Annotated in this window: 22 protein-coding genes; 19 read left to right on the forward strand and 3 right to left on the reverse strand. The window is 71.7% G+C overall.

Annotated elements, in window-relative coordinates; genetic code table 11:
• The first annotated feature begins 736 nt into the window (after positions 1–736).
• From infA to truA, 7 genes are all read left to right on the forward strand, one after another.
• Positions 737–958: a translation initiation factor IF-1 gene (infA, locus tag AB5J54_RS24050; RefSeq protein WP_003956442.1), complete on the forward strand. Its 222-nt coding sequence runs from the start codon at positions 737–739 to the stop codon at positions 956–958.
• Between the two features lie 63 nt (positions 959–1,021).
• On the forward strand, positions 1,022–1,135 hold the full coding sequence (rpmJ, locus tag AB5J54_RS24055; RefSeq protein ID WP_003956441.1) for a 50S ribosomal protein L36: 114 nt from the start codon (positions 1,022–1,024) through the stop codon (positions 1,133–1,135).
• Between the two features lie 189 nt (positions 1,136–1,324).
• Positions 1,325–1,705, forward strand: a complete 381-nt coding sequence (gene rpsM, locus AB5J54_RS24060) for a 30S ribosomal protein S13 (protein WP_015035595.1) — start codon at positions 1,325–1,327, stop codon at positions 1,703–1,705.
• Between the two features lie 66 nt (positions 1,706–1,771).
• Positions 1,772–2,176, forward strand: a complete 405-nt coding sequence (gene rpsK / locus AB5J54_RS24065) for a 30S ribosomal protein S11 (RefSeq protein ID WP_003956432.1) — start codon at positions 1,772–1,774, stop codon at positions 2,174–2,176.
• 133 nt (positions 2,177–2,309) lie between these two features.
• Positions 2,310–3,332: a DNA-directed RNA polymerase subunit alpha gene (locus tag AB5J54_RS24070; RefSeq protein WP_003966937.1), complete on the forward strand. Its 1,023-nt coding sequence runs from the start codon at positions 2,310–2,312 to the stop codon at positions 3,330–3,332.
• A 189-nt stretch (positions 3,333–3,521) separates the two neighbouring features.
• Positions 3,522–3,992 (forward strand): 50S ribosomal protein L17, encoded by a 471-nt coding sequence (gene rplQ, locus AB5J54_RS24075; RefSeq protein ID WP_189847048.1) that lies wholly within the window; start codon positions 3,522–3,524, stop codon positions 3,990–3,992.
• 82 nt (positions 3,993–4,074) lie between these two features.
• Entirely contained in the window at positions 4,075–4,932 is an 858-nt protein-coding gene (gene truA / locus AB5J54_RS24080; protein WP_369145971.1) for a tRNA pseudouridine(38-40) synthase TruA, read from the forward strand.
• Here truA and AB5J54_RS24085 read toward each other — a convergent pair.
• The gene (locus tag AB5J54_RS24085; RefSeq protein ID WP_369145972.1) at positions 4,903–5,883 is read right to left on the reverse strand and encodes a hypothetical protein; all 981 of its coding nucleotides are present in this window, start codon (positions 5,881–5,883) and stop codon (positions 4,903–4,905) included. The two genes, truA and AB5J54_RS24085, sit on opposite strands and share 30 nt — an antisense overlap.
• Positions 5,884–5,939: 56 nt before the next feature.
• Here AB5J54_RS24085 and AB5J54_RS24090 point away from each other — a divergent pair, with 56 nt between their 5' ends.
• From AB5J54_RS24090 to glmM, 4 genes are all read left to right on the forward strand, one after another.
• On the forward strand, positions 5,940–7,562 hold the full coding sequence (locus AB5J54_RS24090; RefSeq protein WP_369145973.1) for an ABC-F family ATP-binding cassette domain-containing protein: 1,623 nt from the start codon (positions 5,940–5,942) through the stop codon (positions 7,560–7,562).
• 291 nt (positions 7,563–7,853) lie between these two features.
• Positions 7,854–8,297 carry a 50S ribosomal protein L13 gene (gene rplM / locus AB5J54_RS24095; RefSeq protein ID WP_041130788.1) on the forward strand — a complete coding sequence of 148 codons (444 nt, stop codon included), beginning with the start codon at positions 7,854–7,856 and terminating at the stop codon, positions 8,295–8,297.
• 44 nt (positions 8,298–8,341) lie between these two features.
• Positions 8,342–8,854 carry a 30S ribosomal protein S9 gene (gene rpsI / locus AB5J54_RS24100; RefSeq protein WP_015035601.1) on the forward strand — a complete coding sequence of 171 codons (513 nt, stop codon included), beginning with the start codon at positions 8,342–8,344 and terminating at the stop codon, positions 8,852–8,854.
• 116 nt (positions 8,855–8,970) lie between these two features.
• Positions 8,971–10,329 carry a phosphoglucosamine mutase gene (gene glmM, locus AB5J54_RS24105; RefSeq protein ID WP_369145974.1) on the forward strand — a complete coding sequence of 453 codons (1,359 nt, stop codon included), beginning with the start codon at positions 8,971–8,973 and terminating at the stop codon, positions 10,327–10,329.
• A 61-nt stretch (positions 10,330–10,390) separates the two neighbouring features.
• On the opposite strand, the gene AB5J54_RS24110 is transcribed toward glmM, so the two are convergent.
• Together AB5J54_RS24110 and coaA are read right to left on the reverse strand one after the other, a co-directional pair.
• Positions 10,391–11,335 (reverse strand): DUF389 domain-containing protein, encoded by a 945-nt coding sequence (locus AB5J54_RS24110; protein ID WP_369145975.1) that lies wholly within the window; start codon positions 11,333–11,335, stop codon positions 10,391–10,393.
• An 18-nt stretch (positions 11,336–11,353) separates the two neighbouring features.
• A complete protein-coding gene (gene coaA, locus AB5J54_RS24115; protein WP_369145976.1) occupies positions 11,354–12,406 on the reverse strand; it encodes a type I pantothenate kinase in 1,053 nt (350 codons plus the stop codon).
• Between the two features lie 131 nt (positions 12,407–12,537).
• On the opposite strand from coaA, the gene glmS reads away from it, so the two are divergent.
• The 8 genes from glmS to AB5J54_RS24155 all read left to right on the forward strand — a co-directional run bounded on the left by glmS (position 12,538) and on the right by AB5J54_RS24155 (position 20,660).
• Positions 12,538–14,385 (forward strand): glutamine--fructose-6-phosphate transaminase (isomerizing), encoded by a 1,848-nt coding sequence (gene glmS, locus AB5J54_RS24120; protein WP_369145977.1) that lies wholly within the window; start codon positions 12,538–12,540, stop codon positions 14,383–14,385.
• Between the two features lie 7 nt (positions 14,386–14,392).
• Positions 14,393–14,761, forward strand: coding sequence for a holo-ACP synthase (locus AB5J54_RS24125; protein WP_351192667.1), 369 nt, complete (start codon positions 14,393–14,395; stop codon positions 14,759–14,761).
• Between the two features lie 351 nt (positions 14,762–15,112).
• Positions 15,113–16,564: an NAD(P)H-hydrate dehydratase gene (locus AB5J54_RS24130; protein WP_369145978.1), complete on the forward strand. Its 1,452-nt coding sequence runs from the start codon at positions 15,113–15,115 to the stop codon at positions 16,562–16,564.
• 141 nt (positions 16,565–16,705) lie between these two features.
• Complete coding sequence (locus AB5J54_RS24135; RefSeq protein ID WP_369145979.1) at positions 16,706–17,533, forward strand: L,D-transpeptidase; 828 nt, start codon at positions 16,706–16,708, stop codon at positions 17,531–17,533.
• Positions 17,534–17,553: 20 nt separating this feature from the next.
• Positions 17,554–18,702 carry an alanine racemase gene (alr, locus tag AB5J54_RS24140; RefSeq protein ID WP_369145980.1) on the forward strand — a complete coding sequence of 383 codons (1,149 nt, stop codon included), beginning with the start codon at positions 17,554–17,556 and terminating at the stop codon, positions 18,700–18,702.
• Between the two features lie 6 nt (positions 18,703–18,708).
• Positions 18,709–19,872, forward strand: a complete 1,164-nt coding sequence (locus AB5J54_RS24145; RefSeq protein WP_369145981.1) for an alpha/beta fold hydrolase — start codon at positions 18,709–18,711, stop codon at positions 19,870–19,872.
• A gap of 10 nt (positions 19,873–19,882) precedes the next feature.
• Positions 19,883–20,383, forward strand: a complete 501-nt coding sequence (gene tsaE, locus AB5J54_RS24150) for a tRNA (adenosine(37)-N6)-threonylcarbamoyltransferase complex ATPase subunit type 1 TsaE (RefSeq protein WP_369145982.1) — start codon at positions 19,883–19,885, stop codon at positions 20,381–20,383.
• Between the two features lie 115 nt (positions 20,384–20,498).
• On the forward strand, positions 20,499–20,660 hold the full coding sequence (locus AB5J54_RS24155; RefSeq protein WP_369145983.1) for a hypothetical protein: 162 nt from the start codon (positions 20,499–20,501) through the stop codon (positions 20,658–20,660).
• The last annotated feature ends 14 nt before the right edge of the window (positions 20,661–20,674 follow it).

Raw genomic sequence — 20,674 nt, forward strand, 5'->3', positions numbered from 1 at the left:
GGACGGAGTCCGGCGCAGCGGGCCGAAGCCTGTGAGGCGCCCCCGGGCGCCGAGCCCGCGAGGGCTGCGTCGGGGATGGGGCCGGCGGCAAGGCGAAGCTGGCCGAGCTGGGCGTCACGGCGGCACCGGACCCGCTGGCGTAGGGCCGGGGCCTGGCGGCCGGGCGGTCCTGAGCTGGTGGCGTGGGGCTTCCGTCCGACGGACGGAGTCCGGCGCAGCGGGCCGAAGCCTGTGAGGCGCCCCCGGGCGCCGAGCCCGCGAGGGCTGCGTCGGGGATGGGGCCGGCGGCAAGGCGAAGCTGGCCGAGCTGGGCGTCACGGCGGCACCGGACCCGCTGGCGTAGGGCCGGGGCCTGGCGGCCGGGCGGTCCTGAGCTGGTGGCGTGGGGCTTCCGTCCGACGGACGGAGTCCGGCGCAGCGGGCCGAAGCCTGTGAGGCGCCCCCGGGCGCCGAGCCCGCGAGGGCTGCGTCGGGGATGGGGCCGGCGGCAAGGCGAAGCTGGCCGAGCTGGGCGTCACGGCGGCACCGGACCCGCTGGCGTAGGGCCGGGGCCTGGCGGCCGGGTTCGCCTGGGTGGCGATTTCGGGGTTCGCGTAATGATCTTCTACCGTGGGCAGACTTCCCGATTCGTCTTTTCCTGGGGCCTGACGTAGACTGATGCGTCGGCTCTCGTGTACCCGTGTGTCCGCACCCGGCGGCGAGAGTCGATCAAGGTAGCCGATTCGAAAGGCGAAGCGTGGCCAAGAAGCAAGGTGCCATCGAAATCGAGGGCACCGTGATCGAGTCCCTCCCGAACGCCATGTTCAAGGTGGAGCTCCAGAACGGTCACAAGGTCCTCGCGCACATCTCCGGCAAGATGCGGATGCACTACATCCGAATCCTCCCGGACGACCGGGTCGTCGTGGAGCTCTCTCCGTACGACCTGACGCGTGGCCGGATCGTCTACCGGTACAAGTAGATCTTGCCCGCACCCCGCCTCCGCGCGCGGGTGGTGGCACTGACCCGGAGAACCTCACATCCCATGAAGGTCAAGCCGAGCGTCAAGAAGATCTGCGACAAGTGCAAGGTGATCCGCCGTCACGGCCGGGTCATGGTCATCTGCGACAACCTGCGCCACAAGCAGCGCCAGGGCTGACGCACGCCGACCGACCTGCATCTCGCAGTTCTTCGCGCGACGCATAGCAATACGTACATACGCAGAGCCCGTCCGACCGTGTCCCACGGTTGACGGCACCTCCGGCGGGGGCCGGGGACCCGACCTGTACCTCATACGGCAGCCGGGAACGGTTCTGCAGCAGACCCCCGAGAACACAGGAGCCATTGAATGGCACGCGTTTCCGGTGTTGACATCCCGCGCGAAAAGCGTGTGGTGGTCGCACTCACCTACGTCTTCGGCATCGGGCGTACCCGGTCCGAGGAGATCCTCGCCGCGACCGGCGTGAACCCGTCCACCCGTGTCCGCGACCTTGCCGAGGAAGACCTCGTCAAGATCCGCGAGTACGTGGACGCCAACCTCCAGACCGAGGGTGACCTCCGCCGCGAGATCGCCGCCGACATCCGCCGCAAGGTCGAGATCGGCTGCTACCAGGGCCTGCGCCACCGTCGTGGCCTGCCCGTCCGCGGCCAGCGCACCAGCACGAACGCTCGTACCCGCAAGGGCCCGCGTCGCGCCATCGCCGGCAAGAAGAAGCCGGGCAAGAAGTAGTCCTCAGCGGACGCTTGACCAAGCGGTCTTCGCTGTAGGACCGACCACCTCCCGTAGGAGTAAGAGATGCCCCCCAAGGGTCGTCAGGGCGCTGCCAAGAAGGTGCGCCGCAAGGAAAAGAAGAACGTCGCTCACGGCCACGCGCACATCAAGAGCACGTTCAACAACACGATCGTCTCGATCACGGACCCCTCGGGCAACGTGATCTCCTGGGCCTCCGCCGGCCACGTCGGCTTCAAGGGCTCGCGCAAGTCCACCCCGTTCGCCGCGCAGATGGCCGCCGAGTCGGCCGCTCGCCGCGCGCAGGAGCACGGCATGCGCAAGGTCGACGTCTTCGTCAAGGGTCCCGGCTCCGGCCGTGAGACCGCGATCCGCTCCCTCCAGGCCACGGGCCTCGAGGTCGGTTCGATCCAGGACGTCACCCCCACGCCGCACAACGGCTGCCGTCCCCCCAAGCGCCGCCGCGTCTGACGCACTGGCTGCTTGACCAGGACTTTCGGGCGGTGCGTCCCCTTTCGGGGGCGTACCGCCCGTACCCTTGCAGTACGTAACACCCCCGTCGGGCGTCAAATAGTGGGCGTCCACGACTGAAGGAATCACAGACATGCTTATCGCTCAGCGTCCGTCGCTGACCGAAGAGGTCGTCGACGAGTTCCGCTCCCGGTTCGTCATCGAGCCGCTGGAGCCGGGCTTCGGCTACACCCTCGGCAACTCCCTCCGCCGTACCCTCCTCTCCTCGATCCCGGGTGCCGCTGTCACCAGCATCCGCATCGACGGTGTCCTGCACGAGTTCACCACCGTGCCGGGCGTCAAGGAGGACGTCACCGACCTCATCCTCAACATCAAGCAGCTGGTCGTCTCCTCGGAGCACGACGAGCCGGTCGTGATGTACCTGCGCAAGCAGGGCCCGGGTCTGGTCACCGCCGCCGACATCGCGCCCCCGGCCGGTGTCGAGGTGCACAACCCCGACCTCGTTCTCGCCACGCTCAACGGCAAGGGCAAGCTGGAGATGGAGCTGACCGTCGAGCGCGGTCGCGGCTACGTCTCCGCCGTCCAGAACAAGCAGGTCGGCCAGGAGATCGGCCGCATCCCGGTCGACTCCATCTACTCGCCGGTCCTCAAGGTCACCTACAAGGTCGAGGCGACCCGAGTCGAGCAGCGCACCGACTTCGACAAGCTCATCGTCGACGTCGAGACCAAGCAGGCCATGCGCCCGCGTGACGCCATGGCGTCCGCCGGCAAGACCCTGGTCGAGCTGTTCGGTCTGGCCCGCGAGCTCAACATCGACGCCGAGGGCATCGACATGGGCCCGTCCCCGACGGACGCCGCCCTCGCCGCCGACCTCGCGCTGCCGATCGAGGAGCTCGAGCTCACCGTTCGTTCGTACAACTGCCTCAAGCGTGAGGGCATCCACTCCGTGGGTGAGCTCGTCGCCCGCTCCGAGGCCGACCTGCTCGACATCCGCAACTTCGGTGCGAAGTCGATCGACGAGGTCAAGGCGAAGCTGGCCGGTATGGGCCTCGCGCTGAAGGACTCGCCGCCCGGATTCGACCCCACCGCCGCCGCGGACGCGTTCGGTGCGGATGACGACGCCGACGCCGGTTTCGTCGAGACCGAGCAGTACTGAGAGCTCGGGACCGACGGTCCAGATTTGGCTGCGGACCGGCTTTGGCCGGTCGCGCCCACGCGGCGTCAGCCGCAAGATTGACACCTCCCCGCGCCCCCATGGGGCGCGGGGTCTCCGACGGGTGACCGCCCGCTCGGACACTGACATCGGTACCTCATACGGCCGGTGCAGATCACAAGGAGAAACACCATGCCGCGTCCCGCGAAGGGTGCCCGCCTCGGCGGTTCCGCCGCGCACGAGAAGCTGCTCCTCGCCAACCTGGCGAAGTCGCTCTTCGAGCACGGCCGCATCACCACGACCGAGGCCAAGGCCCGTCGCCTGCGTCCGGTCGCCGAGCGCCTGATCACCAAGGCGAAGAAGGGCGACATCCACAACCGTCGCCTGGTGCTGCAGACGATCACCGACAAGGGCGTCGTCCACACCCTCTTCACCGAGATCGCCCCGCGTTACTCGGAGCGTCCGGGTGGCTACACCCGCATCACCAAGATCGGCAACCGTCGTGGCGACAACGCCCCGATGGCCGTGATCGAGCTGGTCGAGGGCGAGATCGCCAAGAAGGCGACCGTCGCCGAGGCCGAGGCCGCCACCAAGCGCGCCGTCAAGGAGGCCGACGAGGCCGCCGCCGTCGAGGCCACCGAGGACGAGGCGAAGGACGCGTAAGCGTTTTTCGTACGTTTCTCGTGAGCGGGCCCGTACCCCCTGGGGTGCGGGCCCGTTCCCGTGTGTTTGAGAGGATCTCCGCGTGAGCGATGACGTGCAGGACGGGTTCGTACGGGTTCGGCTGGACCTTTCGTACGACGGCAAGGACTTCTCCGGCTGGGCCAAGCAGGCCCAGGGGCAGCGGACCGTACAGGGAGAGATCGAGGACGCCCTGCGGACCGTGACCCGGTCCAAGGAGACGTACGAGCTGACCGTCGCCGGCCGGACCGACGCCGGGGTGCACGCGCGCGGCCAGGTCGCCCACGTCGACCTGCCCGTGGAGCTGTGGGCCGAGCACCGGGACAAGCTGCTCCGGCGGCTCGCGGGGCGCCTCCCGCACGACGTGCGGGTGTGGTCCGTGGAAGAGGCCCCCGCCGGCTTCAACGCGCGGTTCTCCGCCATCTGGCGCCGCTACGCCTACCGCGTCACCGACAACCCCGGCGGCGTCGACCCGCTGCTCCGCGGGCACGTGCTGTGGCACGACTGGACCCTCGACATGGACGCCATGAACGAGGCCGCCACCGCGCTCGTCGGGGAGCACGACTTCGCCGCGTACTGCAAGAAGCGCGAGGGCGCCACCACCATCCGGACCCTCCAGGTGCTGCGCTGGGAGCGACGGGACGACGGGATCCTGGAGGCGACCGTGAAGGCGGACGCCTTCTGCCACAACATGGTCCGCTCGCTCGTCGGCGCCCTGCTCTTCGTCGGCGACGGCCACCGGCCGGTCGACTGGCCCGGCAAGGTGCTCGCCGCCGGCGTCCGCGACTCGGCCGTCCACGTCGTGCGGCCGCACGGGCTCACCCTCGAAGAGGTCGGCTACCCGGCGGACGAGCTGCTCGCCGCCCGCAGCAGGGAGGCCCGCAACAAGCGGTCACTCCCCGGGGTTGCCGGCTGCTGCTGAGGCCTGGGCGCGGCCCCGGGCGTAGATCTGGTTGAAGGCGAAGGTGCCGAGGTCGTCGCTGGCCTGGAAGACGGCCTTGTCGGCCTTGGTGACCTTCTTGCCGTTGGCGAAGCCGCCCTGGGTGAAGTACGCGTACCGGCCGATCGCGTTCGAGCGGCGCAGGCAGACCGTGGCGTGGCAGAAATCACCCACGCCCGCGCCCGTCAGGGGCGCGACGCCGCCGGTGGCCTGGTCCTTCGCCTTCTGGGCCGCCGCCTCGGACGGGAAGACGGCGACGCCGACGGTGATCGCCACGCCGTCCTTCACATAGGTGGCGCGGAGCACCCGCTGGCAGCCGTTCCGCTTCAGGACCGCGCCGAGGCCGCCCTGGGTGACGGCCGCGCAGTCGGTCGTGGCGGAGGTCGCGCCCTTGTTGTAGGCGCGGCCGTTCATGCTCATCTTCTTGCCCGGGAAGAGGCCCTCGGCGGTGAGCGGGGCCTTGTCCTTCTTCGGGTCCGAGATGTAGTCCTTCGGGTTCGGCGGGGGCGGCGGAGCCACCGACGAGAACGTCGGCTCCGGGGTCAGGGTGCCGGTGGGGGAGACCGTGCCGGTGGGGACGGGACCGTTCTTGGCCTCGTCGTTCTTCTTGTTGGTGCTCACGACGGCCGTCGCGACGATCGCGCCGACCGCCACCGCGGCCAGGACGCCGCCGCCGATCAGCAGGAGTCGCTTGCGGCGGCCGCGCGAGGCGCTGGCGTCGGCGAGGGCGCCCCAGTCGGGGGTGTCAGAGCTGCCCTGGGCACCCGGGAAGGGGTTCGGCTGCGCCGGCGGCTGCTGGGGCTGCGGATAGCCGTAGCCCGGCTGCTGCCCGTTCCCCTGCTGCGGCGGATACCCGTATCCGGGCTGCTGTCCGTACCCCTGCTGCCCCTGCTGCTGCGGCTCCTGCGGCCACTGCGGTCCCCCAAAGCTCATGCCGCGCATCCTAAACCGGTTGGGCCGGGCCCACGCGGGCGGTGACAATGCATCCCATGGGACATGTCGAGGCCGCGCATCTGGAGTACTACCTTCCCGACGGGAGGGTCCTGCTCGGGGACGCCTCCTTCCGGGTCGGGGAGGGCGCCGTCGTCGCCCTCGTCGGGGCCAACGGCGCCGGCAAGACCACACTGCTCCGGATGATCGCCGGAGAGCTCCAGCCGCACGGCGGCACGGTCACCGTCAGCGGCGGCCTCGGTGTGATGCCGCAGTTCGTCGGCTCCGTACGGGACGAGTCCACCGTCCGCGACCTGCTGGTCTCGGTCGCGCAGCCGCGGATCCGGGAGGCCGCCAAGGCCGTCGACGAGGCCGAGCACCTGATCATGACGGTCGACGACGAGGCCGCGCAGATGAAGTACGCGCAGGCCCTCAGCGACTGGGCCGAGGTGCAGGGCTACGAGGCCGAGACCCTCTGGGACATCTGCACCATGGCCGCGCTGGGCGTCCCGTACGAGAAGGCGCAGTTCCGTGAGGTCAGGACGCTCTCCGGCGGCGAGCAGAAGCGGCTGGTCCTGGAGTCGCTGCTGCGCGGGCCCGACGAGGTGCTGCTGCTCGACGAGCCCGACAACTACCTCGACGTGCCCGGCAAGCGGTGGCTGGAGGAGCGGCTGCGGGAGACCCGTAAGACCGTGCTCTTCATCTCCCACGACCGGGAGCTGCTCTCCCGGGGCGCGCAGAAGATCATCGCGGTCGAGCCCGGCCCGGCCGGCTCGGACGTCTGGGTGCACGGCGGCGGCTTCGACACCTTCCACGAGGCGCGGCGGGAGCGGTTCGCCCGCTTCGAGGAGCTGAAGCGGCGCTGGGACGAGAAGCACGCGCAGCTGAAGAAGCTGGTCGTCAACCTGCGGCAGGCGGCCGCGGTCAGCCACGAGATGGCCTCCCGGTACGCGGCGGCGCAGACCCGCCTGCGGAAGTTCGAGGAGGCGGGCCCGCCGCCGGAGCCGCCGCGCGAGCAGGACATCCGGATGCGGCTGCGTGGCGGGCGGACCGGGGTGCGGGCCGTGACCTGCGAGAACCTTGAGCTCACCGGTCTGATGAAGCCGTTCTCGCTGGAGATCTTCTACGGGGAGCGGGTCGCCGTCCTCGGCTCGAACGGGTCCGGGAAGTCGCACTTCCTGCGGCTGCTCGCGGGGGACCCGTCGGTCGCCCACACGGGTGACTGGAAGCTCGGCGCGCGGGTCGTGCCGGGGCACTTCGCGCAGACCCACGCGCACCCCGAGCTGGCCGGGCGGCCGCTCGTCGACATCCTGTGGACCGAGCACGCCAAGGACCGGGGCGGGGCGATGTCGATGCTGCGGCGGTACGAGCTGGAGCGCCAGGGCGACCAGTCCTTCGACAGGCTCTCGGGCGGGCAGCAGGCGCGGTTCCAGATCCTGCTCCTGGAGCTGGCGGGGACGACGGCGCTGCTCCTCGACGAGCCCACGGACAACCTGGACCTGGAGTCGGCGGAGGCGCTGCAGGAGGGCCTGGAGTCGTACGACGGGACCGTGATGGCCGTCACGCACGACCGCTGGTTCGCGAAGAGCTTCGACCGGTTCCTGGTCTTCGGTTCCGACGGGGTCGTACGGGAGACGGCGGAGCCGGTGTGGGACGAGCGGCGGGTCGAGCGGGCGCGGTGACCTCGGGCGGTCGGCGGTCGGGGCTCGGGCCACGGCCGACGGTCGGCGGTCGGCGGTCGGGGCGGGGCTAGGGGCGGCGCGTTTTGACCCGCCCCGGGTGCCGCGGGTACTGTTGCGGTTTGTTATGCGTATTGGCTTCGTCGTTCTCACGCGATAGGCCCTTACGCAGGTTCCCTGGAGCAGTTACCAGTGGCTCGCATACGGGCGATGTTCCCGGCAGTGCAGGCCCCAGCTGCATGATCGCTTCAGGTGTGTCTGGACTCCATCCACTGAAGAAGCGAAGGCTACGAAGTGCGTACGTACAGCCCCAAGCCCGGCGATGTCACTCGCCAGTGGCACATCATCGACGCGCAGGACATCGTCCTGGGCCGTCTGGCGACCACGGCTGCGAACCTCCTGCGAGGCAAGCACAAGCCGGTCTACGCCCCCCACATGGACATGGGCGACTTCGTCATCATCATCAACGCTGACAAGGTCCACCTGTCCGGCAACAAGAAGACCCAGAAGATGGCCTACCGCCACTCTGGCTTCCCGGGTGGTCTGCGCTCCGTCCGTTACGACGAGCTGCTCGACAAGAACCCCGAGAAGGCCGTCGAGAAGGCCATCAAGGGCATGATCCCCAAGAACTCCCTGGGCCGTCAGATGCTCTCGAAGCTGAAGGTCTACGCGGGCGAGAACCACCCGCACGCTGCTCAGCAGCCGGTCCCGTTCGAGATCACCCAGGTCGCGCAGTAGTTCCGGCCACACCCCCTAAGAACGAAAGAAATCTGAGGAGCATCGTGGCCGAGACCACCCCCGAGACCCCCGTCGACGAGTTCGAGGGCGTCGAGGAGTACACCACCGAGACCGAGCTCGTCGAGGGTGAGTACACCTCCGAGTCGCTCGCGTCCCGCTTCGGCGACCCGCAGCCGGCCGCCGGCCTGGGCCGTCGCAAGAACGCCATCGCCCGCGTCCGGATCGTTCCGGGCACCGGCAAGTGGAAGATCAACGGGCGTACGCTCGAGGACTACTTCCCGAACAAGGTCCACCAGCAGGAAGTCAACGAGCCCTTCAAGGTGCTCGAGCTCGACAACCGCTACGACGTCATCGCCCGCATCGCGGGTGGCGGTGTCTCCGGCCAGGCCGGCGCCCTGCGCCTCGGCGTGGCCCGTGCGCTGAACGAGGCGGACGTCGAGAACAACCGCCCGGCGCTGAAGAAGGCCGGCTTCCTCTCCCGTGACGACCGTGCGGTCGAGCGGAAGAAGGCCGGTCTCAAGAAGGCCCGCAAGGCTCCGCAGTACAGCAAGCGCTAATCGCCTGCTCGGTCTGCTTTTCGTACGCCCCGGCGGCACTGCCCGTGCCGTCGGGGCGTACGTTTTTTCATAACCTCTTTCTCTTTCGCTTGGGCACGTATTTTCGGAGGACAGCTGTGGGACGACTCTTCGGCACGGACGGCGTACGCGGCGTCGCCAACGCGGACCTGACGGCGGAGCTGGCGCTCGGTCTGTCGGTCGCGGCCGCGCACGTGCTCGCCGAGGCGGGCACCTTCGAGGGCCACCGGCCCACCGCCGTGGTCGGGCGGGACCCGCGCGCCTCCGGAGAGTTCCTGGAGGCGGCCGTCGTGGCCGGCCTCGCCAGCGCGGGCGTGGACGTGCTGCGCGTCGGCGTCCTGCCCACCCCGGCCGTGGCCCACCTCACCGGCGTCCTCGGCGCCGACCTCGGCGTGATGCTCTCCGCCAGCCACAACGCCATGCCCGACAACGGCATCAAGTTCTTCGCGCGCGGCGGCCACAAGCTCGCCGACGAGCTGGAGGACAAGATCGAGGCCGTGTACGAGGAGCACCGCACCGGCGCCCCCTGGGAGCGCCCGACCGGTGCCGGCGTCGGCCGCGTCCGTGACTACGACGAGGGCTTCGAGACGTACGTCTCCCACCTGCTCTCCGTCCTCCCCAACCGGCTCGACGGGCTGAAGATCGTCCTCGACGAGGCCCACGGCGCCGCCGCCCGCGTCTCGCCCGAGGCCTTCTCCCGGGCCGGTGCCCAGGTCGTCACCATCGGCGCCGAGCCGGACGGCCTCAACATCAACGACGGCTGCGGCTCCACCCACCTGGGGCTGCTCAAGGCCGCCGTCGTCGAGCACGGCGCCGACCTGGGCATCGCCCACGACGGCGACGCCGACCGCTGCCTCGCCGTGGACGCCTCCGGCAACGAGGTCGACGGCGACCAGATCCTCGCGGTGCTCGCCCTCGCCATGCGCGAGGCCGGCACCCTGCGCGGCGACACCGTCGTCGCGACCGTCATGTCCAACCTGGGCTTCAAGCTCGCCATGGAGCGCGAGGGCCTGAACCTCGTCCAGACCGCGGTCGGCGACCGCTACGTCCTGGAGTCCATGAAGGAGAGCGGCTACGCCCTCGGCGGCGAGCAGTCGGGTCACGTCATCGTGCTCGACCACGCCACCACCGGCGACGGCACCCTCACCGGCCTGATGCTGGCCGCCCGCGTCGCCGCCACCGGCAAGTCGCTCGCGGACCTCGCCGGCGTCATGGAGCGGCTGCCGCAGATCCTCATCAACGTCAAGGACGTCGACAAGTCCCGGGTCACCACCTCCGGTGAGCTCGCCGCCGCCGTCACCGACGCCGAGCGCGAGCTCGGCTCCACCGGCCGCGTCCTGCTCCGCCCCTCCGGCACCGAGCCGCTGGTCCGCGTCATGGTCGAGGCCGCCGACATCGAGCAGGCCCGCGCGGTCGCGCAGCGCCTGGCGGATGTCGTGAAGTCCGCGCTGGGCTAGGCTTTCTGAGGCATCGTCATGCAGGGAGGGCCCCCGCCGAAGTCTTCGGCGGGGGCCCTTTTCAGGTCGACGCGCGACGCCAGCTGCCGCGCTTGGTGCGCCACAGCATCTTCTGCGCGTACAGGGTGAGCGTCCCGGACAGCATGATGGCGAACAGGTTGAGCGTCAGCTGCGCGATCGAGCCCCACATCTGGCTCAGGTCGCCGTAGCTGAGCGCCACCGCCGCGTTCGCGGCCGCCGGGACCGTCGTCACCGAGATCGCCACGCCCACCAGGGCCCCGGACTTGGCGGAGGTCAGGGACAGGGTGCCGGCGATGCCCGCGAGCAGCGCCACGACGAAGGAGAACGGGTCCGGCTGCCAGATGAAGTTGGTGTTGGGACGGTCCGCGTCCAGCTGCGCCTTGCTGAACAGGCCGAGCGCGTCCATCCCCAGGCTGAACACCGTCGTCGCCACCATCGCCGCCGTGAAGCCGATGAACAGCGCCATCAGCGAGCGCGCCGCCAGCCTCGGGTGGCGCTGCACGATCGCCGTACAGACACCGGCCAGCGGGCCGAACTCCGGGCCGACCGCCATCGCGCCCACGATCAGGATCGCGTTGTCCAGGACGACACCGCAGGCCGCGATCATCGTCGCCAGGATCATGAACGCGCTGTATGTGATCGAGAGCGTCGACTCCTCGTGCGTCGCGCCCGCCAGCTGCTCCCAGATCACCGCGTCCGCGGGCTCGCCCGGGGCCTCCTCCTCGGCCGCGTCCGCGCGCGTGGAGAGCGAGAGGTCGATGTTCTCGACGGCGATCGAACCGTCCTGATCGATCCTCAGCCCGCGCAGCCCCTGCAGCAGTTCGTCCCCCGCCTCGCGGGCGACGTCGCACATGACGAGGTCGCCGGAGGGGTCCCGGGCCGCGCCGGGCAGCACCACCAGATGGGTGGTGCCGACGGTCGACTCGATCAGGCGGACCGCTTCGAGCGTCCGGTCGGGCGGGACGATCATCCGGAGATGCAGCATGAGGAGAGCGTACGGAGGTCAGAGCTTCCGCAGGCTCAGGCGCTGCACCTTGTGGTCGGGGCCCTTGCGGACGACGAGGGTGGCCCGGCCGCGGGTCGGGGCCACGTTCTCCAGGAGGTTCACCTTGTTGATGGTGCGCCACATCGTGCGGGCGTAGTCGAAGGCCTCGTCCTCGGAGACCTGGGTCCAGCGCCGGAAGTACGAGGACGGGTCCTGGAAGGCGGTGTCCCGCAGCTTGCGGAAGCGGTTGAGGTACCAGCGCTCGATGTCCTCGGGGCGGGCGTCCACGTACACCGAGAAGTCGAAGTAGTCGGCGAGACCGACGCGGGTCCGGCCGTCCTTGCCGGGGAGGGCGGGCTGGAGGACGTTCAGACCCTCCACGATGAGGATGTCCGGGCGGCGCACGACGAGGCGCTCGCCGGGCACGCGGTCGTAGATCAGGTGCGAGTAGACCGGGGCCGTGACCTCGTCCTTGCCCGCCTTGACGTCCGCGACGAAACGGGTGAGGGCCCGGCGGTCGTACGACTCGGGGAAACCCTTGCGGGACATCAGGCCGCGCGCCTTCAGCTCCTCCATCGGGTAGAGGAAGGCGTCGGTGGTCACCAGCTCGACGCGGGGGTGCTCGGGCCAGCGGGCGAGGAGGGCCTGCAGCAGACGGGAGACGGTCGACTTGCCGACCGCCACGGAGCCGGCGACGCCTATGACGAAGGGGGTGCCGCGCTGCTCGGCGTTCTCGCCGAGGAAGGTGTTCAGGGCGCCGCGGAGACCGCTGGTGGCCTGCACGTACAGGTTGAGCAGCCGGGAGAGCGGGAGGTAGATGTCCCGGACCTCGTCGAGGTCGATGACGTCCCCGAGCCCGCGGAGCCGCTCGACCTCGTCGGCGGTCAGCGGGAGCGGCGTCTTGTCGCGCAGCGCGCTCCACTCGGCCCGGGTGAGGTCGACGTACGGGGTCGCCTCGGAGGGCCGACGCTGTCCGGCCCCATGACGGGAACTACCGGAAGCACCGGCCTTGCCGGCCCCGGCACCGTCGCCGGGATCTCCATCGGGGCTTCGTGGCGGCGAAGTGATCACCCGGCCATTGTCCCGGGTCGGCGGGCTCCTTGGGCCGTGGGGTCGGTCACGCGCCGCCGCGGTTGACGCGGCCCGCGTCGACTCCGGTCGGGGTCCGGCCGGTGGGGCGGGTTCCGCCGTAGTCTGCCGTCATGTGCGGAATCGTGGGATACGTCGGCGGGCAGTCGGCGCTTGATGTGGTGGTCGCGGGCCTCAAGCGGCTCGAATACCGGGGCTACGACTCGGCCGGTGTCGCGGTGCTCGCCGACGGCGGGCTCGCCGCGGCCAAGAAGGCGGGCAAGCTCGTCAATCTGGAGAAGGAACTCGTCGACCGCCCGCTGCCCGGCGGCTCCGTCGGCATCGGACACACCCGCTGGGCCACCCACGGCGGGCCCACCGACGCCAACGCCCACCCCCACCTGGACAACGCCGGGCGGGTCGCCGTCGTCCACAACGGCATCATCGAGAACTTCGCCTGCCTGCGGGAGGAGCTCGCCGAGCGCGGCCACACGCTGCTCTCCGAGACCGACACCGAGGTCGTGGCCCACCTCCTCGCCGAGGAGTTCTCCTCCGCCGGGGACCTCGCCGAGGCCATGCGGCTCGTCTGCCGCCGGCTCGACGGGGCCTTCACCCTCGTCGCCGTCCACGCCGACCAGCCCGGCGTCGTCGTCGGCGCCCGCCGGAACTCGCCGCTCGTCGTCGGCGTGGGGGAGGGGGAGAACTTCCTCGCCTCCGACGTCTCCGCGTTCATCGCCCACACCCGGTCCGCGATCGAACTGGGCCAGGACCAGGTCGTCGAGCTCACCCGGGACGGCGTCACCGTCACCGACTTCGACGGGGTGCCCGCCGACGTACGGGCCTACCACGTCGACTGGGACGCCTCCGCCGCCGAGAAGGGCGGCTACGACTACTTCATGCTCAAGGAGATCGCCGAGCAGCCCAAGGCCGTCGCCGACACCCTCCTCGGGCGGATCGACGGGGCCGGCCGGCTCACCCTCGACGAGGTCCGCATCCCCGACGCCGTGCTCCGCGAGGCCGACAAGGTCGTCATCATCGCGTGCGGCACCGCCTTCCACGCCGGGCTCATCGCCAAGTACGCCATCGAGCACTGGACCCGGATCCCCTGCGAGGTCGAGCTCGCCAGCGAGTTCCGCTACCGCGACCCGATCCTCGACCGGCGCACCCTGGTCATCGCGATCTCCCAGTCCGGCGAGACCATGGACACCCTGATGGCCCTGCGGCACGCGCGGGAGCAGGGCGCGAAGGTGCTGGCCGTGTGCAACACGAACGGCTCGACGATCCCGAGGGAGTCGGATGCGGTTCTCTACACGCACGCCGGGCCCGAGGTCGCCGTCGCCTCCACCAAGGCCTTCCTCACGCAGCTGGTGGCCTGCTACCTGCTCGCGCTCTACCTCGGCCAGGTCCGCGGCACCAAGTGGGGCGACGAGATCCACTCCGTCGTCCGTGACCTCGCCCGGATCGGCGACGACGTCGAGCGCGTCCTGGAGACCATGGAGCCGGTACGGGCCCTGGCCCGGTCCCTCGCCGACAAGAACACCGTGCTCTTCCTGGGGCGTCACGTCGGCTACCCCGTGGCCCTGGAGGGCGCGCTGAAGCTCAAGGAGCTCGCGTACATGCACGCCGAGGGCTTCGCGGCCGGCGAGCTCAAGCACGGGCCGATCGCGCTCATCGAGGAGGACCTGCCGGTGGTCGTGGTCGTGCCCTCGCCGCGGGGACGGTCCGTCCTCCACGACAAGATCGTCTCCAACATCCAGGAGATCCGCGCGCGGGGCGCCCGGACCATCGTCATCGCCGAGGAGGGCGACGAGGCCGTCGTCCCGTACGCCGACCACCTCGTCCGCATCCCCGCCACGCCTACGCTGCTCCAGCCGCTGGTCGCCACGGTGCCGCTCCAGGTCTTCGCCTGCGAGCTCGCCACCGCGCGGGGCAACGAGGTCGACCAGCCGCGCAACCTGGCCAAGTCCGTGACCGTGGAGTGAGTGGGAAATGATCATTGGGGTGGGGATCGACGTGGCGGAGATCGACCGCTTCGCCGCGTCGATCGAACGCACACCGGGGCTGCTGCAGCGCCTCTTCGTCGAGCGGGAACTGCTGCTTGCGAGCGGCGAGCGGCGCGGCGTCGCCTCGCTCGCCGTGCGGTTCGCCGCGAAGGAGGCGGTGGCGAAGGCGCTCGGCGCGCCGGGCGGGCTGCACTGGACCGACGCGGAGGTGTACGTCGAGGACAGCGGGCAGCCGCGGCTCCGGGTCCGGGGGACGGTGGCGGCGCGTGCGGCGGAACTGGGAGTTCGCCACTGGCACGTCTCGCTCAGCCATGACGCGGGGGTGGCGTCGGCGGTGGTGATCGCGGAGGGGTGAGGGCCGGCGCGGTCGCTGGGCGGTGGCCACCTGCCGTGTGGCCCGCGCCTGTTGCTGGGAGGTGCCCCGGTCCACCCGCCGTGTGGGCCTGCGCCCGCGCCGGGCGGTGCCCCCGCCCACCCCCGTGTGGGCAATCGTCCCGCTGGGGCGGGACGGGTGGGCACACGGGACGGCGCCCTCTCGCGGCGCCTCCGCGTTCCGGGCCTGGACCCGCACCCCGATGCGCGGCGCAGATCCGGTGCGGGTGCAGGCGCGGAAGCCTCTGGCGCCGACAGGGGCGCCGTCCGTTGTGCCCACCCGTTCCGCCCCTTGCGGAACGCCTGCCCACAACGGACGGGGCAGACTGCTGGCATGCGTAGTGCTTATCGCGTGGAGACCGTACGGGCCGCCGAGGCCGAGCTCATGGCGCGGCTTCCCGACGGCGCCCTCATGCAGCGTGCCGCCGCCGGGCTCGCCGCCGCCTGTTGTTCGCTGCTCGGCAAGGGCCGGGTGTACGGCGCCCGCGTCGTCCTCCTCGTCGGCAGCGGCGACAACGGCGGCGACGCCCTCTACGCCGGCGCCCGGCTCGCCCGGCGCGGCGCCGGCGTCACGGCGGTGCTGCTCGGGGAGCGGGCGCACGACGGCGGGCTCGCGGCGCTCCGGGCCGCCGGAGGCCGCGTCGCCGACGAACCGTTCGAGCCCCTCGCCCGCGCCGACCTCGTCCTCGACGGCATCACCGGCATCGGAGGCCGCGGCGGGCTCCGCCCCGACGCCGTCCCCGTCGCCCGCGCCGCTCGCGGCTCCGACGCCGTCGTCGTCGCCGTCGACCTGCCCAGCGGCGTGGACGCCGACACCGGCGAGGTCCACGGGGAGGCGCTGCCCGCCGACGCGACGATCACCTTCGGCGCGTACAAGCCCGGTCTGCTCGTCGACCCGGCTCGTGAGTACGCCGGTGCCCTGCGGCTCGTCGACATCGGGCTCGGCCCCCTCCTCCCGGGCGTGCCCGACCTGGAGGCCCTCCAGCACGGTGACCTGGCGTGGCTGCTGCCCGCGCCGGGCGCCGAGAGCGACAAGTACCGGCGCGGTGTCGTCGGCATCGTCGCCGGTTCCACCCGCTACCCGGGCGCCGCCGTGCTCGCCGTCGCGGGCGCCCTGCGCGGCGGGGCCGGGGCCGTGCGGTACGTCGGCTCCGCCGGGGACACCGTGCTCGCCGCCCACCCCGAGACCCTCGTCCACTCCGGACGCCCCGAGAAGGCCGGCCGGGTCCAGGCCTGGGTCGTCGGGCCCGGCCTCGGCGAAGGGCCGGGCGCCGGGGTCGCGGTCGGCGAGGTCCTCGACTCCGACGTCCCCGTCCTCGTCGACGCCGACGGGCTCCGGGGCCTCGACCCCTCCGCCGTCCGCGGCCGCGGCGCCGCGACCCTGCTCACCCCGCACGCCGGCGAGGCGGCGGCGCTCCTGGGCGTCGCCCGTGAGGAGGTCGAGGCCGGGCGCCTCGCGGCCGTCCGCGAGTTGGCGCGCCGCTTCGGGGCGACCGTGCTGCTGAAGGGTTCGACGACGGTGGTGTGCGGGGCGGGTGGGGCCGGTCCCGTACGGGTCAACCCGACCGGGACCTCCTGGCTCGCCACGGCCGGCAGCGGCGACGTCCTCTCCGGCCTCGCGGGCTCGCTCCTCGCGGCCGGCCTCCCGGCCCTGGACGCGGCCTCCTGCGCGGCCTACCTCCACGGTCTCGCCGCCCGGAGGGCGGCGGAGGGCGGCGCACCGGTGACGGCGACGGAGGTGGCGGACTCCCTGCGGGGGGCGTGGCGGGACGTGACGGCGGCGTAGGTCCTCCCTCCGGAGGGCCCGGCCCGGACCCCCACTCGGGTCAACCCCGTTCGCCCACCCGTGGGTTCCCGCGTGCCCGTCCGGCGGTGGGCGGATTGGGTGGGTGGGGTGATCCGTTGGAGAAGTCGTACCGCGCCCCTGTTGTTCGTCCTCGCCGCCTCCCTCGCGCTGGCGCCCGTCGCCGGCGCCGCCCCGCTCTTCGGAGAACCCGACCCGCTCGTGCCCGGGGTCGTCGGGGGCGGGCGGGCCGAGTACCCGATGGACACGCCCGATCAGGTGCTGCCGCCGCTGCACGAGGAGGAGGCGGACGGCGTCCCCGTGCCCGAGCCCGAGGAGGAGGTCGACGAGCTCGTCGAGTACCTGCCCCGGAGCGCCGTCGGAGCCGCGTGCACCGCGAAGGCCGGCGTCCATCAGCGGCGGGTCGAGCGGCTCCTCGGGCTGCCCGTCGACGGGAAGCAGTCCGCCGCCGACTGCCGGGCCATCCGCGCCTTCCAGGTGAAGGAGAGGATCAAGCCGGCCGTCGGCTACGCCGGACCCGTCACCTGGGCCCGCGCCGAGCTGCTCGCCGCCCGGAAGAACCTCGACCCCGGCCGGCGCTGCCCGGTGAAGACGTACGCCGTCGCCTGCGTCGACCTCGACCGGCAGCTCATGTGGGTGCGGAAGGGGAAGAAGGTGACATATCAGGTCGTCAACATGCGGAGCGGGCGGCCCGGATACGCCACCCGTACCGGCTGGCACACCGTCTACTGGCGCCACAAGGACCACTGGTCGTCCATCTACGACACCCCCATGCCGTACGCCCAGTTCTTCAGCGGCGGCCAGGCCTTCCACGCGGTGTACGGGCAGCTCGCCACGCCCGGCGGAAGCCGTGGCTGCGTCAATCTGAGCTACGCCGACGCGCGGAAACTCTGGGGCGTCCTCCGTAAGGGTGACCGGGTCTACATCTGGGGAAAGCGGCCCGGCAGCTGACACCTGAGAGACTGGGCGCGATGACTGAGACACCTCCGCCCCCCAGGGCCCGCGCCGAGATCGACCTCGGCGCGCTGCGTGCGAACGTCCGCACGCTGCGCGCCCGCGTCGCCCCCCACGTCCGGATCATGGCCGTGGTCAAGGCCGACGCGTACGGACACGGCGCCGTGCGCTGCGCCCGTGCCGCCCTGGACGCGGGCGCGGACTGGCTCGGCACGGCCACTCCGCACGAGGCGCTCGCCCTGCGCGCCGCGGGCATCACGGACGTTCCCGTCATGTGCTGGCTCTGGACCCCGGGCGACCCCTGGGACCAGGGCATCGAGGCCGGGCTCGACATGTCCGTGAGCGGGATGTGGGCCCTGGAGGAGGTCGTCCGGGCAGCGAAGAAGGTCGGCAGGACCGCCCGGATCCAGCTCAAGGCCGACACCGGGCTCGGGCGCAACGGCTGTCAGCCCGCCGACTGGCCCGAGCTGGTCGGCGCCGCCCTGAAGGCCGAGGTCGACGGGCTCGTGAAGGTGACCGGCCTCTGGTCGCACTTCGCCTGCGCCGACGAGCCGCACCACCCGTCGATCGCCGCCCAGCTCGACGTCTTCCGCTCGATGCTGGACCACGCCGAGCAGGCGGGCGTACGCCCCGAGGTCCGGCACATCGCGAACTCGCCGGCCACCCTCACGCTGCCCGAGGCGCACTTCGACCTGGTCCGGCCCGGCATCGCGATGTACGGCGTCTCGCCGAGCCCCGAGCTGGGTACGTCCGCCGAGCTCGGTCTGCGGCCCGTCATGTCGCTCAAGGCGACCGTCGCGCTGGTGAAGCACGTCCCCGCCGGGCACGGGGTGAGTTACGGGCATCACTACGTGACCGGTGACGCGACCACCCTGGGGCTCATTCCGTTGGGGTACGCCGACGGGGTTCCCCGGCACGCCTCCGGGCGCGGGCCCGTCCTCGTCGACGGCCGGGTCCGCACCGTCGCCGGGCGCGTCGCCATGGACCAGTTCGTGGTCGACCTCGGCGGGGACACCCCCGAGCCCGGCACCGAGGCGGTGCTCTTCGGCCCCGGCGACGGGGGCGAGCCGACGGCCGAGGACTGGGCGGTGGCCGCCGACACCATCGCGTACGAGATCGTCACCCGGATCGGGGCGCGTGTCCCGCGGGTCTACCTGGGGGAGTAGCCCGCCATGGCGGAGTCGAGTGGCAGCAGCTGGCGGCGTGCAGGGTTCGCCGGCGCCGCGATAGGCGTCCTCGCCGCCGGCGCGGCCGCCGGGGTCGCCGTCGAGCGGCTCACCGTCGGCCGTTCCGTACGGCAGAAGGCACGGCTCGCCCTGGACGCCACCGGCCCGTACGGCGGTCTGCGCGGCACCCCCGGCCGGGCCCTCGCCGACGACGGGACCGTCCTTCACTACGAGGTGGACGAGGTGGAGGCGGACGCCCCGCCGGCCCGCCGCCGGAGGCTCTTCGGGCGCCGGGAGCCCGCTCCCGTCACCGTCGTCTTCAGCCACGGCTACTGCCTCAACCAGGACTCCTGGCACTTCCAGCGGGCCGCTCTGCGCGGGCTCGTCCGTACCGTCCACTGGGACCAGCGCAGCCACGGCCGCTCCGGGCACGGGGCCTCCCAGGCCGGGCCGGACGGGGTTCCGGTCTCCATCGACCGGCTCGGCCGCGACCTCAAGGCCGTCCTCGACGCCGCCGCGCCCGAAGGGCCGCTGGTCCTCGTCGGGCACTCGATGGGCGGCATGACGGTGATGGCGCTCGCCGAGCAGTACCCGGAGCTGATCCGCGACCGGGTCGTCGGCGTCGCCCTGGTCGGCACCTCGGCGGGGAAGCTCGGCGAGGTGACGTACGGGCTGCCGCTCGCCGGCGTCAACGCCGTCCGGCGGGTCCTGCCGGGCGTGCTGCGGGCCCTCGGCTCCCAGGCGGAGCTGGTCGAGCGCGGGCGCCGGGCGACCGCCGACCTGTTCGCCGGGCTGATCAAGAAGTACTCCTTCGCCTCGAAGGACGTGGACCCGGCGGTCGCCCGCTTCGCCGAGCGGATGATCGAGTCGACCCCGATCGACGTCGTCGCCGCCTTCTACCCGGCCTTCGCCGAGCACGACAAGGCCGCCGCCCTCGCCGCCTTCCGCGAGCTGCCGGTGCTGGCGCTCGCCGGGGACAACGACCTGGTCACCCCCAGCTCGCACACCGAGGCCATCGCCGCGCTCCTGCCGGACGCGGAGCTGGTCATCGTCCCGGACGCGGGCCATCTGGTGATGCTGGAGCACCCGGAGGCGGTCACCGACCGGCTCGCCGACCTGCTGGTACGGTCCGGTGCCGTCCCGGCCGGGGAGGGCTTCCGTACGCGCTAGGTTTGCACGTATGGAAGCAGCGCACCCGCCCGTCTCCGGCGCCACCCTCTCCGTCGACTCCCCGCAGCGGATGCAGGAGCTCGGCCGCCGGCTCGCGAAGATCCTCCGGCCCGGCGACCTCGTCATGCTCACCGGTGAGCTCGGCGCCGGGAAGACCACCCTGACCCGCGGCCTCGGCGAGGGCCTCGGCGTGCGGGGGGCCGTCACCTCGCCGACCTTCGTCATCGCCCGCGTCCACCCGTCCCTCGTCGGTGGTCCGGCCCTGGTCCACGTCGACGCGTACCGGCTGGGCGGCGGTCTCGACGAGATGGAGGACCTCGACCTGGACGTCTCGCTGCCCGAGTCCGTGGTCGTCGTCGAGTGGGGCGACGGCAAGGTCGAGGACCTGACCGACGACCGGCTGCACCTGCTCATCCACCGGGTGACCGGCGACACCGACGACGACCGGCGCACGGTCGTGCTGCGCGGGATCGGCGAGCGCTGGGCCGACGAGGACCTCGATCTGTTCTGAGGCGGCCGTACGTAGGTTCCGACAACGTGTCGGGAAGGTGTTGCGTGGGTCGCACGAGCCGTGGTGACATGGATGCACGAGCTGGTTAGGTGTACCTAACCTACGGGAGGCAAGCATGGCGACGCCCGAACGCGCGGAACCCGGCCGGGACCACGTCTCGATGAGTGAGCTGCTGGCGTCCTGCGCGGCCGCGCGCGCCCTGTCGACCCCGCCGCCGGCGGAGCCCGAAGGACCCGAAGAGGGGGAACCCGTTCCCGTACGGGACGAAGCCGCTTAGCCGACGACGACCTT

The sequence above is a fragment of the Streptomyces sp. R44 genome, from assembly GCF_041053105.1.
Classification (GTDB): domain Bacteria; phylum Actinomycetota; class Actinomycetes; order Streptomycetales; family Streptomycetaceae; genus Streptomyces.